Source organism: Kitasatospora nipponensis, assembly GCF_039528135.1.
In the GTDB taxonomy this organism is placed as follows: domain Bacteria; phylum Actinomycetota; class Actinomycetes; order Streptomycetales; family Streptomycetaceae; genus Kitasatospora; species Kitasatospora nipponensis.
On record NZ_BAAALF010000208.1, the window covers coordinates 1 to 13,365 of the forward strand.

Here is a 13,365-nt window from a genome sequence, read left to right on the forward strand (position 1 = left end):
CCGTCCCGCCGCCGGCCGGTCCGGGCGCGCCGGGCGTGCCGTCACCCGCGGCGGTGGCGCGACCGCCGCGCATCCCGCCGGTTCCCGGTCCGGCCGCGCCCGGCGTGGCCACACCCGGTCCGGCCACACCCGCCGCGGACGGCCGCCGTGCGCTGGCCCCGTCTCCCGTACCACCGGCCCTGCCGGCAGCTCCACGCCCAGCACCACCCGCACCAGCGGAAGGACCCTCTCGATGACCGCAATGACCCAGCCGTCCGGCGACCTCAACTGGCTTCTGGATGACCTGGTGGGGCGGGTCGCCTCGCTGCGGCACGCGGTGATCCTCTCCAGCGACGGCCTGGCCACCGGCGCCTCGCAGGGCCTGGGCCGCGAGGACGCCGAGCACCTGGCCGCGGTGGCGGCCGGCTTCCACAGCCTGGCCAAGGGCGCGGGACGCCACTTCGAGGTGGGCGGTGTGCGGCAGACCATGGTCGAGCTGGACGAGGCGTTCCTGTTCATCACCGCGGCGGGCGACGGCAGTTGCCTGGCGGTGCTGAGTGACGCCGACTCCGACATCGGCCAGATCGCCTACGAGATGGCACTGCTGGTCAAGCGGGTCGGGGAGCACCTGGCCGCCGAGCCGCGGACCCCGGCCGGATGACCGGCTCCCCGGAACCGGCGGCGGGCGCGGGTGACGCCGAGGGCGCGGCGCCCGAGGACGACGCGGTGGCGGCGCAGAGCGCGCCGTCGGGGCAACCGGCCGAGCCCGAGCAGTGGTTCGACGACGAGGCCGGCCCCATGGTGCGCCTCTTCTCGATGACGCGCGGGCGGGCCAGGCCGGTCAACGACGGCTTCTTCGACCTGATCTCGATGATCACCCGCCGTGACCCGGCCGCGCACGACCCCGCCGGCGGCTCCGCGCTGCCCGCTCCCGCCCTGGACCCCGAGCACCACGCGATCCTCGACCTGTGCGTCGACGGCCCGCTCTCGGTCGCCGAACTCGGCTCCTTCACCGACCTGCCGGTGAGCGTGGTGCGGGTGCTGCTCGGTGACCTGCACGATGCCGAACTGATCGACGTCACCCGCCCGGTGCCGCTCGCCGAACTGCCCGACGAACGCCTGCTCCGGGATGTGATCAATGGACTCCGTGCACTCTGACGCACCGTCACCGATGGGCCGGCGCACCGAACTGGCCGGCGTGCCGACGGTGGCGCTGAAGATCCTGGTGGCCGGTGGCTTCGGCGTGGGCAAGACCACGCTGGTCGGCGCGGTGAGCGAGATCCGACCGCTCCGCACCGAGGAGCAACTGAGTGAGCTGGGAAGGCCGGTGGACGACACCGCCGGTGTGGAGGCCAAGCACACCACCACCGTGGCGATGGACTTCGGCCGGATCGACCTGCGCCCCGGACTCGCGCTCTACCTCTTCGGCACCCCCGGCCAGGACCGCTTCTGGTTCCTCTGGGACGAGCTGACCCGCGGTGCGCTGGGCGCGGTGGTGCTGGCCGACACCCGCCGACTGGCCGACTGCTTCCCCTCGGTGGACTTCTTCGAGCAGCGCGGGATCCCCTTCGTGGTGGCGGTCAACTGCTTCGAGGGCACCCAGGTCTTCGCGCCCGAGGACGTGCGCGCCGCGCTGGACCTCGACCCGGGGGTGCCGGTGCTGCTCTGCGACGCGCGCAGCCGCGAGGACGGCAAGGACCTGCTGGTGCGGCTGGTCCAGCACGCGGCGGACCGGCTGCCGGCGGCGGCGCACCGGCGCTGACCCGGCGTCGACCGGTTGGCGGGCGCCGGCGCTGACCCGGCGTCGGAGGTGGCGGACCGACGGGTTCCGCCATCCGGACGGGCTTGCACCGGGGGCGGTCGCCGTGGAACGCTCAGGGCAGCACGCCGAGGCGCGAGACCCGCGCCCGGTCGGATCCACCGGGGGAGGCAGCGCGATGACCGCGAACGGTTCGCCGTCGACGCGTCGGTCGCCGCATCGCCGCACCCCGCGGATCTGCTTCAATGAGGGTATGCACACCACCGTGGACAGCAGCCGGGGTCATCAGGACCTCGAGCCGTTCTGGCCGTCCCGGCAGCCGCATCTCTTCGACCAGACCTGTCCGGGTTCGCCTCGCGCGTCCCGGCTCGCCCGGAGCTGACACCAGGCCCACCGGCCTGGCCGCAGGTCACCGACCGCGGAGCAGCCAAGGCAGCGGAGTCCGGTCGACGCGCAGACGACATCCACCACTCGTCCTGTGCGAAAGAGCTGCCTCATGTCCTCCTCCTCGGCCACCCTGAACCCGCCCGCCGCCACCCCGCACCTGCGGGCGGTCCGAGCCGTCTCCTCGACCTCCGCCGCGGCCGAACGCCGGTACGCCGCCGCCCCCTTCGCCCCGCTGCCGCCCAGCCTGCCGCCGATCGGGCCGGCCCCCGTGCAGTCGCCGCCGCTCCAGGCGGTGCCGGCTCCCGACGCGCAGCCGGCCCTCGCGCCGGGGCTGCTCGGTGCGCTGCCGCAGGGGGCCACCGTGGTGGCGGCGCTGCCGCAGTCCGCCCTGCCGCAGGCCCTGCTCGCCCAGTACGGCGCCCAGTTGGAGGCCCAGCACGGCGCGCAGCCGCTGGTCGGCTACCTGGTGCTGGTCCCGGCCGAGGCCGCCGGCGTCGCGGCGCAGCCGGTCGCACCCGCGCCGGTGTTCACCGCGCCCGGCGGCTCCGAGCGCCCCGCCCCGCACCGGGGAGCCGGCCGCGGGATCAGCGTCGATCCGGAGCGGCGGACCGCCTACGTCGACGGTCGGCAACTCGATCTCACGTACCTGGAGTTCGAGTTGCTCGCCCACCTGACCCAGCACCCGCAGCGGGTGCACAGCCGCGACTACCTGGTGAGCGCGGTGTGGGGCTACGGCCACGTCGGCGACGGCCGCACCGTGGACGTGCATGTGGCCCGGCTGCGCCGCAAGTTGGGCGCCGTGCACCGCGACAGCATCGTGACGGTCCGCCGGGTAGGCTACAAGTACGCGCCGAGCAGCCGAGCCTGACGGACCATCACGCAAGGTGGGACGGGATCGGCGGCCGGTCAGGCGGTCAGCCGATCGATCTCGGCCAGCTCCTCGGCGCTCAGCGGCCCGGCCGTCAGGGCGTCGAGGTTCTGGTCGAGCTGGGCCACGCTGCTGGCGCCGATGATCACCGACACCACCCGCGGGTCGCGCAGCACCCAGCTGAGCGCCAGCTGGGCCAGGCTCTGCCCGCGCTGCCCGGCGAGCTTGTCCAGGGCCCGCAGCTGCTCCAACTTGGCCCCGGTGAGCGCCTCCTCCTTGAGGAAGTGCCCCACCGACATCCGCGAGCCGACCGGCACCTCCCCGCTGAGGTACCGGTCGGTGAGCAGGCCCTGGGCCAGCGGGGAGTAAGCGATCAGGCTGGTCTGGGTGTCGCCCACCGCGTCCAGCACGCCGTCCTCGACCGCGCGGTCCAGGATCGAGTAGCGGGCCTGGTTGAGCAGCACCGGCGTGCCCAGCTCGCGCAGGATCGCCACCGCCTCGCGGTGCTGCTCGGCGGGGTAGTTGGAGATCGCCGCGTAGAGCGCCTTGCCCTGGCGCACGGCCGAGGCCAGCGCGCCCATGGTCTCCTCCAGGGGCGTGTCCGGGTCGTGGCGGTGCGAGTAGAAGACGTCCACGTAGTCCAGGCCCATCCGGGACAGCGACTGGTCCAGGCTGGCCAGCAGGTACTTGCGGCTGCCGCCGTCGCCGTAGGGGCCCGGCCACATGTCGTAGCCCGCCTTGCTGGCGATGAACAGCTCGTCGCGGTAGGGGCGGAAGTCCTGGGCGAAGAGCGTGCCGAAGTTCTTCTCGGCCGAGCCGTAGGGCGGGCCGTAGTTGTTGGCGAGGTCGAAGTGCGTGACGCCCCGGTCGAAGGCGCGGCGCAGCACGGCACGCTGCACCTCCAGCGGCTGGGTGTCGCCGAAGTTGTGCCACAGGCCGAGCGAGACGGCGGGCAGCTGCACGCCGCTGCGTCCGGCGCGGCGGTAGGTCATCGAGGCGTAGCGGGAGTCGGCCGCGAGGTAGGTCATGCCAGCATCCTGCCAGGTCGGCCCCGGCGCCGGGGGCGTCCGGCGCCGGCGGAACGCGCCCGGCGGCGGTGTCGCACCCGGAGCCGGTGCGGTCAGCCGGCCGCCGGTCCGAACCGCTGCCGGTAGGCCGAGGGGCTCAGGCCCGTCTCGCGCCGCAGCAGCGCGCGCAGGTTGGTCGCGGTGCCGAGCCCGCTGCGCCGGGCGACCAGGTCGAAGCCGGACTCCCCCTGCTCGATCAACCGCCGTGCCAGGCAGAGGCGTTCGCCGGTGAGCCAGGCGAGCGGGGTGGTGCCCAGCTGGGCCCGGAAGCGCCGGTGCAGGGTGGCCGGACTGACCGCCGCCCGCGCGGCGAGGTCGCCGATGGTGAGGGAGGCGTCCAGTTGCTCGGTGGCCCAGGCCAGCACCGGCGCGAGCGACTCGTCGGGCCGGTCGGGCAGCGGGCGCTCCACGAACTGCCGTTGCCCGCCGTCCCGGTGTGCCGCGAAGACCAGCCGCCGGCTCACCGAGGCGGCGATCTCGGCACCGTGGTCGCGCCGCACCAGGTGCAGCCCGAGGTCGAGCGCCGCCGCGCTCCCGGCGGCGGTGAGGATGTCGCCGTCGTCCACGAAGAGCACGTCCGGCTCCAGCCGCACGGTGGGGAAGCGGGCCCGGAAGGAGTCCGCCCACTGCCAGTGCGCGGTGGCCCGGCGCCCGTCGAGGACCCCGGCCTCGGCCAGCGTGAAGGCGCCGCTGCAGAAGCCGACCAGCCGGGCCCCGCGGGCGTGCGCCCGCCGCACGGCCGCCAGCACCGCCGGGCGGCGCGGGACCTCGGTGTCCGGCCGGTTGGGGACGATCAGGGTGTCCGCGGTGTCGGCCGCCGACAGGTCCGCGACGCCGGTGAGGGTGAAGAAGCCGTCCCGCATCCGGATGCCGGGCTCCGGCGCGCAGAGCGTGAAGTCGTACAGGTCGCGGCCGATCTCGGGCCGGCGCAGCCCGAACACCTCGGTGGCGCAGCCGAGTTCGAAGGGGTTCGAGTTCTCGTCCACGATCACCACGACGCGGTGCGAGGATTCTTGCGGCATGAGCTATTCCTAGCACTCACGCCGCCCGCCCGCCACGGGCCACGATGGACCCATGAGCAACGAACCCCTCGCGCTGGGCGCGGCCCTGGCCTCCTTCGACGCCCTGTGGAGCCCGCGGATCGTCACCCACGTCAACGACTACGACGTGCGGGTGGCGAAGGTCCAGGGCGAGCACCTCTGGCACGCCCACGACCACACCGACGAGTTCTTCCTGGTGCTGGAGGGCGAACTGCGCATCGGCCTGCGCGAGTCCGCGGGGGAACGCGAGGTCGTACTGCCCCGGGGGTCGGTCTTCACCGTGCCCCGGGGCGTCGAGCATCGGCCGTCCGCGCCGTCCGGCGCCGCCATCCTGCTGTTCGAGCCGACCGGGACGGCGACCGTCGGCGACCGGCACGAGGAGGTCCCGGCACACGTGGACGCGACGACCGGGCACCCGCTCGGCGGCTGAGGTGCGAAGGCCCTCAGGTCGGCCCGGCCGCCGGCCCCCAGGAGCGACCACGGGGCTGCGCCGGGTGGCAGCAGCTCCACGATGTCGAGGGGCGGGGCGAGGCGTGATCCGGGGTGGTGTCGCGCGTCAGGCCCCGAACAGGGTGAGGGTGTCGGTGACGGTCCGCAGCAGGCTGTCCGCGTCGGCGCCGTTGCGGGAGCGGAGGTTGACGCCGTAGGCGAGCAGGGCCAGGGTTTCGGCGGCGGTGTCGACGGCCAGGTGCGGGGACAACTGGCCGTCGACGTGGGCGACGTGGAGGGCGGTCTGCAGCGCGTCGCGCAGTTGGCGGTGGTGGTCGTCGAGCAGCGCCCGGACCTCCGGATCCTTGTGTTCGGTGCCCAGATGGGCGTTGACGACCATGCAGCCCCAGCCCGCGTGCTCGCCCGAGCATCGGGCCGCGATCAGCCCGCCGAAGAAGTCCCGCACGGCGGGCAGGCCCCGGCCGTCGTCCGCGAGTTGGCGGAAGGCCGGCTGCGCGCGGTGCCGCAGGTAGCGGCGCAGCGCGGCGTGGTAGAGCTGCTGCTTGCCGCCGAAGGTGGCGTAGAGGCTGGAGCGGTTCAGCCCGGTCGCGGCGACGACGTCCTGGATCGACGCCTCGGCCGCGCCGTGTTGCCAGAACAGCCGTTCGGCGCGCTCCAGCGCCACCTCCGGGTCGAAGTGCTTGATGTCGGGCATGGCGGACCGCTCCCGGGTACTTGAAATGGTTGTTCCAACATAGCCCTTGACGGCGGATATGACGGACCATCATCCTGGAACGACTGGTTCAAGTTCAGGTGACCCAGATACCACCCCTTGGAAGGGCGACCCCTGTGAGCCTTCACGACCAACTGCGCGCCGTGCACGAGAACCGGGGTCAGTGGATCCCGGCGGAGACCATCGAGGTCATGGACCGCAACGGGCGCGAGCTCGCCGCCTCCGGGCTCGCGGAGCGCGCGCTCGGCGTGGGCTCCCCGGCTCCGCGGTTCACGCTGCCCGCGGCCACCGGGCAGTGCGTCGCGCTGGACGGGCTGCTGGCCGACGGGCCTGTCGTGCTGACCTTCTACCGCGGCGCCTGGTGCCCCTTCTGCAACCTCGCGCTGCGCGCCCTCCAGGAGCAGCACGACGCGATCACCGCCCGTGGCGCCCGGCTGGTGGCCGTCTCGCCGCAGATCCCCGACGAGTCCCTGACCCTGGCCGAGAAGGAGCAGCTGGCCTTCGACGTACTCAGCGACATCGGCTCCGAGGTCGCGGCGCGGTTCGGCATCGCCTTCGACCTCTCCGATGAACTGGGCACCGTCTACGACCAGTTGGGCTTCGACCTGAAGCGCGTCAACGCCGGCCACTCCCGCACGCTGCCGCTGCCCGCGACCTTCGTCATCGACCGCACCGGCACCATCCGCTGGGCCTTCGTCCAGACCGACTACACCCTGCGCGCCGAGCCCGCTGACATCCTGGCCGCTCTGGACGCGCTCGGGTGAGGGGCGGGGCCGCGGTCAGGGCGGGTACGCGGTCGTGATCGAGCGGGTGGCGAGGCCTTCAGAGGACCGGGCACCCGCTCGGCGGCTGAGGTGCGAAGGCCCTCAGGTGGGGTCGACCCCGGGCGCGCCCGGCCCGGCCGCCGCCGGATCGGCCGCCGCAGGATCGGCTGCCAGCTCGGCCGCCAGCGTCTCGACCAACTGCGGATCGGGCTGCGACCAGCTCTCGAACCGCCCGCCGATCACGTTCTGCACGGCCGCCGCGGCCCGCTCCGGAGTCAGTCCGGCGAAGGTCAGGAACCACTCCAGCACCAGCTCGCAGTGCCCGTACCAGCCGCTCTCGGCCTGGGTGCGCTCCACCACCACCGTCACCAGCCGGGCCGCACCGCGCTCCAGCCGCCGCCGGTGCTCCACCTCGGCGACGACCTCGTCCGCGCCGGGCGAGCCGGGTGGGGCCAGTTCGGCGAACCGGGCGGCCAGCTCCTCCAGCCAGTCGCGCCACTCCAGCAGGGCCTCGACGGCGCGCCGCGCGGTCGAGGCGGGATCGAGGACCGAGTGCGTGGCGCAGCACCACGCGGTGACCACGCCGCCGTCCAGGTCGCCCTCGCCGACCGTCCAGTTCCAGCCGCAGGCCCAGGAGCCGTAGCGGCCGGCCAGCAGGGCGCTGACCTCCTGCGGGAACCCGTGCCGCAGCGCCCGCTCGCTGCCCGCCGGCGGCACCAGCGCGGCGATCAGCGCGGTGGTCGCGGCGAGTTCGGCCTCGTCGCGGTCGAACGGGTGGGCGGCCGGATCGACCTGCGGCCAGCTCAGCGCGTACGGGGCGATCACGTGGTCCACGGTGGCAGGGCCTTCCTGGGGATCGTCAGAGTTCGGCGAGCAGGGCCGGCAGCTTGCGCATGTCGTCGAAGACCACGGTGTCCGGGCCGGCCAGCCGCTCCGGGCGGGTCAGGCCGCCGCTGTAGCCGAACGCGCGCATCTTGGCGGCGCGGGCGGCGGCCACCCCGAAGGGGCTGTCCTCGACCACCACGCACGCCGCCGGGTCGACCCCCAGGGTGCGGGCGGCGTGCAGGAAGAGGTCGGGGGCGGGCTTGCCGTGCTCGACCTCCTCGGCGCTGAAGATCCGGCCGGCGAACCGCTCGTGCAGTCCGGTCAGTCCCAGCGTGGCGCGCAGCCGCCGGTGGCTGCTGCTGGAGGCGACGCAGGTCGGCAGGGTGATCGCGTCGAGCGCCTCGGTGATGCCCTCGACCGGGACCAGCTCGCGGGCGAAGACGTCGTCGTAGAGCGGCTGGAACTCGGCCTCCCAGCCCGCCGGGAGCGGCCGGCCGAGGTGCGCCTCGATGTCGGCGGTCATCGCCGCGTGCGAACGGCCGACGAAGCGGTCGACGATCTCCTGCTCCGCCATCGGCCAGCCCAGCGCGTCGAGCACGATCGCGTCCACCTTGACGGCGAGCCGCTCGCTGTCGATCAGCACGCCGTCGCAGTCGAAGATCACCAGTTCGATCATGTCGGCACTCTATCCAACCGGTGCCGCCGGGCCGGAGTCAGTGCGCGAGGTCCTTCGAGCGGTACTCGTGGGCGACCCGGTAGCCGGCGGCGGTGTACAGGTTCATCGCCACCGTGTTGCCCTCCCAGACCGTGAAGGTGAGCGCGGCGTCCCCCGCCGCCAGGGTCGCCGCCTCGCCGGCCGCGATCGCCGCCCGACCCAGCCCCCTGCCCCGCGCCCCGGGGTCGATCCGCACGCCGTAGCCGTAGGTCACGCCGGGCAGGTGGTCGTGCCGCAGCCAGCCGCTGCCGACCGGTCGGCCCTCGTGCTCCAGGACCAGGATCGAGGTGTTCGCCGTGTTCAGCCCGTCCGGCAGCAGGCGCCCGTAGTCCGCGTCGGACTTCGCCCGGGCCTCCACCTCCCGCAGGCCACCGGCCCGCAGCAGACCGGCGACGTAGCCCTCCTGCTCGGTCGCGAGCCAGTGCGGGTACTCGTCGGGGGTCATCCGCCGGGCCGTGACGCCCGGGACCACGGCCGGTTCGGTCAGGGTCCGGATCCTGCCCTGGCTGCGCAGCCCGTAGTCGGCGAAGGGCCCGGTCCCGCCGAAGATCCGGACGGCGATGCGCACCGCGCCGGCCGCCCGGCAGAACTCCTCCGCCCAGTCGCGGGCCGCGCGTTCGTGCCCGGCTCCGGCGTGTTCGGGCGACACCCACAGGTCCCCGACCAGGCCGGTCGGGGCGCCGTTGTCCTCGCGGACGGCCACCGCCACGAAGCCGACGCAGTCGCCGGCCGCGGTGATCTCGGCCACCGTCCAGTCGGCCATCCGCCCGCGCTCCTCGTCGAGCAGGCGGTCCACCGCGGCGGCGGGGTAGCCGGCGGCCGCGTAGTGGCCGACCCGCCGGCGTTCGCACGCGTGCTGCCAGCGGGCCCGGTCGGTGAGAACCTCAATCTTCGTCACCCGGTGACGATAACCACCCACCCGGCCCGCCGGTTTCAGGATCTCGTGAACATCCTGCGTGCCAGAAGTGTGGCCGGGCGAACGGTGCCCAGGCCGAAGCGCCGGCCGGCCGAGTCGAGGACCGGTTCCAGGGTGCGGGCGTTCTCGACGGCCCGGTCGAAGGTGAGCTGCTCGGCCGTCCCGACCGCGGCGGTCAGCTCGCCGACCCGGGCGGTCACGGTCCGCACGCGGGCGCGTTGCAGGCCGAGTGCGGCGAACAGGCCGTACAGCGCCTCCTGGAGGGCGGGGGTGTGGGCGGTGGGCTCGCGCAGGGTGCGGGAGCGGGTGGTGGTGGAGCGGTCGGCGTAGGTGACCTGGAGCTCGACAGTGCGGGCGACCTGCCGGGCGACCCGCAGCCGGGCCCCGAGGTCGGTCGCCGCCGCGAGCAGGGCACGGCGCACTTCGGCGGGGTCGAGGACGTCGCGCTCGAAGCGCCGGGCGCTGGTGATGGTGGCGGGCGGCCCGGCCGGGCGGACGGTGCGCCGGTCGGTGCCGTGGGCGCGTTCGTGCAGCAGGCGGCCGGTGGAGGTGCCGGCGATGCGCTGCACGGTGGCCGGCGGGAGGTCGGCGAGGTCGCCGACCGTCCCGATCCCGTACCGGACCAGCGAGCGCTCCAGCGCGGGCCCGACCCCGGGCAGCGCCCGCACCGGACGGCCCCGCAGGAAGCGCTCCCGCTCGGCCGGGTCGCCGGGCAGCACCCGGACGGTACCGGGGGTGGCGGCGTCGGCGGCCAGCGTGGCCAGCATGCGGTTGGGTCCGATCCCGCCCGTGCTGACCAGCCCGTACCGGGCGGCGAGCCGGGTCTGCAGCCGGTCGGCGAGCTGGGCCGGGGACTGCTTGAAGTACCGGGTGGCACCGGACAGGTCCAGCAGCGCGCCGTCCGGGGGCAGCGCCTGGACGACGGGGGTGATGTCGCCGAGCACCGTGAACAGTTCGCGGTAGGTCTCGAAGCCGGCGCGGTGGAAGCGCAGGTGCAGGATCGCCGTCGGGCTGCCGGTCGTGGTCATCCCGCGCTCCCCGGACTGGCGTGCCACAGCCGCCCGGCGCCGCCGCCGGCGCGCCCGCCCGTTCCGGCGGGTCGACCTCGGTGGGCACCGCCTCGCTGGTCGGCTACGACGCGTCGGCCGACGCCAAGGCGGCCCTCGCGGCGGCGTTCCAGCAGGCGAAGGCGGACGGGCGGAACGTCCTGCTCGACTTCGGGGCCAGCTGGTGCGGCAACTGCAAGGCGGTCGACGGGCTTTACACCAACGCCACGGTGAAGCCGGTCCTCGATGCGGGATTCCACGTGGTCAAGGTGGACATCGGCGACCAGAGCGCGACGAACTTCGGGATCCTGCAGACCTACGACCCGAAGGGTCCGTACACGATGCCGGTGCTGATCGTGGTGGCACCGGACGGATCGGTCCGGGCGGACACACACCGGAGCGGCCTGCCCCAGCTCACGGCCGGCGGCTTCAGCGCGTTCCTCGCGCAGAACGCGAAGTGAGGAGCCGGGCCTTCGCCCGCAGCCGGCGTGCCCCGAGTGTCACGGCGGCCGTGGCCGTGCTGCTCGCCGCCGGTGGCGTGGCCGGGTGGTACGGCGGCAGCGCCGCCCCCGTGCCGTCCCCGCCGCCGGCGAGCCGGTTCTCGCAGAACGGGGTGACGGTCGCCCTGAGCGTGGCCGACTGGAAGGACGGCTCGGGCACGCTGCGGGCCACCTTCACCCCGGAGCAGGCCGGCTTCCACCTCTACAGCGTGGACCTGCCACCGGACGGGATCGACGGAGTGGGCCGGCCCACCTCGGTCCAGGTCACCGGTGCGCTGGAAGCCGTCGGCGCCCCGCGGGTCTCCGTGCCGGTGCGCCCACTCGTCCTGCCCGGTGACGCGTCCGCCCTCCCGGTCTACCCCGACGGCCCCGTGACGGTCTCGATCACGGTGCGCACGACCGCGAACGGCCGGGGCGAGGCAACGGTGCTGGTCGGCTACGCGGCCTGCAGCGTGACGGCCGGGTGCCTCTTCCCGGTCACCGGCCACCCGGTCGCGGTGCGGGTGGGGACGACGGGGGCCGTCTTTCCCACCGAACCGCCCAGCCCCGCTCCCACGACCCCCTCCCCCTGAGGAGCAGAACCTCCATGGCCGCCCCGCCCCGCTCCCTTCCGCCCGCGCGCCGCCGGCGCCGTACGACGCTGCTGCTCGTCGCCGCCGGCTCCGCCGTCCTCCTCCTGCTGTTGGCGCTGCCGGCCCTGCGTGACGCGGTCTCGTCCACCGCCCCGGCCGCCGGCCCCGGGGGAGCGGTCGGCCAGGGCGTCACCCTGATCCCCGTCGCCGAGCGTCGGGCCGCCCCCGCGCTGTCCGGTACCGACCTGGACGGCCACGCGCTCGACCTCGCCGGCTACCGCGGCAGCGTGGTGGTGATCAACGTCTGGGGTTCCTGGTGCGGGCCCTGCCGGGCCGAGGCGGACGGTCTGGAGCAGGCCTTCCGGGCGACCGGGGGAGAGGGCGTACGGTTCCTCGGGCTCGACACCCGCGACATCGACCCGGCGGCGCCCCGGACCTTCGTCCGCGAGCACCACATCGACTACCCGAGCCTGCACGACCCGAGCGGCACGATGGTGCTGCGGTTCCCGCCGGGCACCCTCAATCCGCAGGCGATCCCCGCGACCCTGCTGCTCGACCGGGCGGGCCGGATCGCCGGCCGGGTGCTCGGCCCGGTCACCGAGGAGCAACTCTGCTCCGCCGTACGGAGCGTGACGGGGGAGGCCTCGTGAGCGTGGTCGCCTCCCTCGCGTCGGCGGCGCCGGCGCTCGGCTCCGCCGCGGCGCTGGACGGCAGCCTGCTGCTCGCCGTCCCGATCGCCCTGCTCGGTGGGCTGGTCTCGTTCTTCTCACCGTGCGTCCTGCCCCTGGTGCCGGGCTACCTCAGCTACGTCACCAGCCTCTCGGTCGCCGACCTGGGGGACGCGACGGGCCGCCACCGCACCCGGATGCTCGCCGGCTCGCTGCTGTTCGTGCTGGGCTTCACCGCGGTCTTCGTCTCCGGAGGCGCCCTGTTCGGGTACTTCGGGCGCACCCTGCTGGCCTACCAGGCCACCATCAGCGTGGTGCTCGGAGCGTTCACCGTGCTGATGGGCCTGGCCTTCGCCGGCCTGCTGCCGGGCTTCACCCAGCGCGAACTGCGCAGTCACCGCCGGCCGGCACTGGGCCTGCTGGGCGCCCCACTGCTGGGAGTCGTCTTCGGGGTCGGCTGGACGCCCTGCATCGGCCCGACCCTGGCCGCCGTGCAGGCGCTGGCCTGGAACGAGGCGAGCGCCGCGCGCGGGGCCCTGTTGATGGCCGTCTACTGCCTGGGCCTCGGCATCCCGTTCGTGCTGGCGGCGTTGGCGTTCCGCAGGGCGGCCGGCGCCTTCTCCTGGGTCAAGCGGCACTACCAGGCGGTGCTGCGGACCGGCGGTGGCCTGCTGGTCGCAGTCGGCCTGCTGCTGATGACCGGCCTCTGGACGCGGCTCGTGGAGGGGGTCCAGGGGTGGACCGCGGGGGCGACACCCTGGCTCTAGACCTCCGGCCGCTTACCCGACACCACGGAAAGCCCGGCGAACCGGCCGCCCCCTCAGGCCCGTTCGCCGGGGCACCGCAACACCCGATCCGGGAGGTTCCCGCCATGAGTTCCCGCCACAGCGCAGACCCGGGCCGTCGACGGCCGCGATCGCGCCGCAGTCGCAGTCGCAGTCGCAGCCACCGCCGGCGGCGCCGGTTGCCCGCCGCCGTCGCGCTGCTGGCCTGTCTGGGCGCGGGCACGGCCGTCGCCTGGGAGGCGTCCGGTGGACCGACCGCGACGTCGCAGGTGACAGCGGTGGGTCTCCCCGCTGCGCCGGCCGGCGACCGGG

At 74.5% G+C, this 13,365-nt stretch carries 17 protein-coding genes; 10 read left to right on the forward strand and 7 right to left on the reverse strand.

The features are described 5' to 3' along the window. Window positions 1–232 precede the first annotated feature (232 nt). The 4 genes from ABD323_RS34700 to ABD323_RS34715 all read left to right on the forward strand — a co-directional run bounded on the left by ABD323_RS34700 (window position 233) and on the right by ABD323_RS34715 (window position 2,993). Entirely contained in the window at window positions 233–640 is a 408-nt protein-coding gene (locus ABD323_RS34700; RefSeq protein ID WP_344446056.1) for a roadblock/LC7 domain-containing protein, read from the forward strand. Beyond that, window positions 637–1,137: a DUF742 domain-containing protein gene (locus ABD323_RS34705; RefSeq protein ID WP_425556262.1), complete on the forward strand. Its 501-nt coding sequence runs from the start codon at window positions 637–639 to the stop codon at window positions 1,135–1,137. The genes ABD323_RS34700 and ABD323_RS34705 overlap by 4 nt, the downstream gene beginning before the upstream one ends. Beyond that, entirely contained in the window at window positions 1,118–1,741 is a 624-nt protein-coding gene (locus ABD323_RS34710; protein ID WP_425556263.1) for a GTP-binding protein, read from the forward strand. Before ABD323_RS34705 ends, ABD323_RS34710 begins: the two co-directional genes overlap by 20 nt. A 493-nt stretch (window positions 1,742–2,234) precedes the next feature. Further along, window positions 2,235–2,993, forward strand: a complete 759-nt coding sequence (locus ABD323_RS34715; RefSeq protein WP_344446057.1) for a winged helix-turn-helix domain-containing protein — start codon at window positions 2,235–2,237, stop codon at window positions 2,991–2,993. A 38-nt stretch (window positions 2,994–3,031) separates the two neighbouring features. Here ABD323_RS34715 and ABD323_RS34720 read toward each other — a convergent pair whose 3' ends face one another. Together ABD323_RS34720 and ABD323_RS34725 are read right to left on the reverse strand one after the other, a co-directional pair. Then, complete coding sequence (locus tag ABD323_RS34720; RefSeq protein WP_344446058.1) at window positions 3,032–4,021, reverse strand: aldo/keto reductase; 990 nt, start codon at window positions 4,019–4,021, stop codon at window positions 3,032–3,034. 92 nt (window positions 4,022–4,113) lie between these two features. Beyond that, complete coding sequence (locus ABD323_RS34725) at window positions 4,114–5,082, reverse strand: GlxA family transcriptional regulator (protein ID WP_344446059.1); 969 nt, start codon at window positions 5,080–5,082, stop codon at window positions 4,114–4,116. A gap of 52 nt (window positions 5,083–5,134) precedes the next feature. On the opposite strand from ABD323_RS34725, the gene ABD323_RS34730 reads away from it, so the two are divergent. Further along, entirely contained in the window at window positions 5,135–5,530 is a 396-nt protein-coding gene (locus tag ABD323_RS34730; protein ID WP_344446060.1) for a cupin domain-containing protein, read from the forward strand. Between the two features lie 126 nt (window positions 5,531–5,656). Here the strand turns inward: ABD323_RS34730 and ABD323_RS34735 are convergent, their stop codons facing one another. Then, the gene (locus ABD323_RS34735; protein ID WP_344446061.1) at window positions 5,657–6,244 is read right to left on the reverse strand and encodes a TetR/AcrR family transcriptional regulator; all 588 of its coding nucleotides are present in this window, start codon (window positions 6,242–6,244) and stop codon (window positions 5,657–5,659) included. 134 nt (window positions 6,245–6,378) lie between these two features. On the opposite strand from ABD323_RS34735, the gene ABD323_RS34740 reads away from it, so the two are divergent. Beyond that, window positions 6,379–7,026, forward strand: a complete 648-nt coding sequence (locus ABD323_RS34740) for a peroxiredoxin-like family protein (protein WP_344446062.1) — start codon at window positions 6,379–6,381, stop codon at window positions 7,024–7,026. A 102-nt stretch (window positions 7,027–7,128) separates the two neighbouring features. Here the strand turns inward: ABD323_RS34740 and ABD323_RS34745 are convergent, their stop codons facing one another. Genes ABD323_RS34745 through ABD323_RS34760 form a run of 4 tightly spaced genes read right to left on the reverse strand, consistent with a single transcriptional unit; the run spans window position 7,129 to window position 10,510 of the window. After that, window positions 7,129–7,860, reverse strand: a complete 732-nt coding sequence (locus ABD323_RS34745) for a hypothetical protein (protein WP_344446063.1) — start codon at window positions 7,858–7,860, stop codon at window positions 7,129–7,131. Window positions 7,861–7,885: 25 nt separating this feature from the next. Further along, a complete protein-coding gene (locus tag ABD323_RS34750; RefSeq protein WP_344446064.1) occupies window positions 7,886–8,527 on the reverse strand; it encodes an HAD family hydrolase in 642 nt (213 codons plus the stop codon). 37 nt (window positions 8,528–8,564) lie between these two features. Next, complete coding sequence (locus tag ABD323_RS34755) at window positions 8,565–9,464, reverse strand: GNAT family N-acetyltransferase (protein ID WP_344446065.1); 900 nt, start codon at window positions 9,462–9,464, stop codon at window positions 8,565–8,567. A gap of 35 nt (window positions 9,465–9,499) precedes the next feature. Continuing rightward, window positions 9,500–10,510 carry a DNA polymerase Y family protein gene (locus tag ABD323_RS34760; RefSeq protein WP_344446066.1) on the reverse strand — a complete coding sequence of 337 codons (1,011 nt, stop codon included), beginning with the start codon at window positions 10,508–10,510 and terminating at the stop codon, window positions 9,500–9,502. Window positions 10,511–10,530: 20 nt separating this feature from the next. On the opposite strand from ABD323_RS34760, the gene ABD323_RS34765 reads away from it, so the two are divergent. Genes ABD323_RS34765 through ABD323_RS34780 form a run of 4 tightly spaced genes read left to right on the forward strand, consistent with a single transcriptional unit; the run spans window position 10,531 to window position 13,035 of the window. Continuing rightward, window positions 10,531–10,989, forward strand: coding sequence for a thioredoxin family protein (locus tag ABD323_RS34765; protein WP_344446067.1), 459 nt, complete (start codon window positions 10,531–10,533; stop codon window positions 10,987–10,989). Between the two features lie 50 nt (window positions 10,990–11,039). Then, window positions 11,040–11,600 carry a hypothetical protein gene (locus ABD323_RS34770; protein WP_344446068.1) on the forward strand — a complete coding sequence of 187 codons (561 nt, stop codon included), beginning with the start codon at window positions 11,040–11,042 and terminating at the stop codon, window positions 11,598–11,600. 14 nt (window positions 11,601–11,614) lie between these two features. Next, window positions 11,615–12,250 (forward strand): TlpA family protein disulfide reductase, encoded by a 636-nt coding sequence (locus ABD323_RS34775; protein WP_344446069.1) that lies wholly within the window; start codon window positions 11,615–11,617, stop codon window positions 12,248–12,250. A gap of 2 nt (window positions 12,251–12,252) precedes the next feature. Further along, the gene (locus ABD323_RS34780) at window positions 12,253–13,035 is read left to right on the forward strand and encodes a cytochrome c biogenesis CcdA family protein (RefSeq protein ID WP_344446073.1); all 783 of its coding nucleotides are present in this window, start codon (window positions 12,253–12,255) and stop codon (window positions 13,033–13,035) included. Window positions 13,036–13,365: the final 330 nt, after the last annotated feature.

Bases quoted from the DNA above. Each gene is read 5' to 3' on its own strand.
- ABD323_RS34700 (WP_344446056.1), top strand. From the start codon at position 233: ATGACCGCAATGACCCAGCCGTCCGGCGACCTCAACTGGCTTCTGGAT.
- ABD323_RS34705 (WP_425556262.1), top strand. From the start codon at position 637: ATGACCGGCTCCCCGGAACCGGCGGCGGGCGCGGGTGACGCCGAGGGC.
- ABD323_RS34710 (WP_425556263.1), top strand. From the start codon at position 1,118: ATGGACTCCGTGCACTCTGACGCACCGTCACCGATGGGCCGGCGCACC.
- ABD323_RS34715 (WP_344446057.1), top strand. From the start codon at position 2,235: ATGTCCTCCTCCTCGGCCACCCTGAACCCGCCCGCCGCCACCCCGCAC.
- ABD323_RS34720 (WP_344446058.1), bottom strand. From the start codon at position 4,021: ATGACCTACCTCGCGGCCGACTCCCGCTACGCCTCGATGACCTACCGC.
- ABD323_RS34725 (WP_344446059.1), bottom strand. From the start codon at position 5,082: ATGCCGCAAGAATCCTCGCACCGCGTCGTGGTGATCGTGGACGAGAAC.
- ABD323_RS34730 (WP_344446060.1), top strand. From the start codon at position 5,135: ATGAGCAACGAACCCCTCGCGCTGGGCGCGGCCCTGGCCTCCTTCGAC.
- ABD323_RS34735 (WP_344446061.1), bottom strand. From the start codon at position 6,244: ATGCCCGACATCAAGCACTTCGACCCGGAGGTGGCGCTGGAGCGCGCC.
- ABD323_RS34750 (WP_344446064.1), bottom strand. From the start codon at position 8,527: ATGATCGAACTGGTGATCTTCGACTGCGACGGCGTGCTGATCGACAGC.
- ABD323_RS34760 (WP_344446066.1), bottom strand. From the start codon at position 10,510: ATGACCACGACCGGCAGCCCGACGGCGATCCTGCACCTGCGCTTCCAC.
- ABD323_RS34775 (WP_344446069.1), top strand. From the start codon at position 11,615: ATGGCCGCCCCGCCCCGCTCCCTTCCGCCCGCGCGCCGCCGGCGCCGT.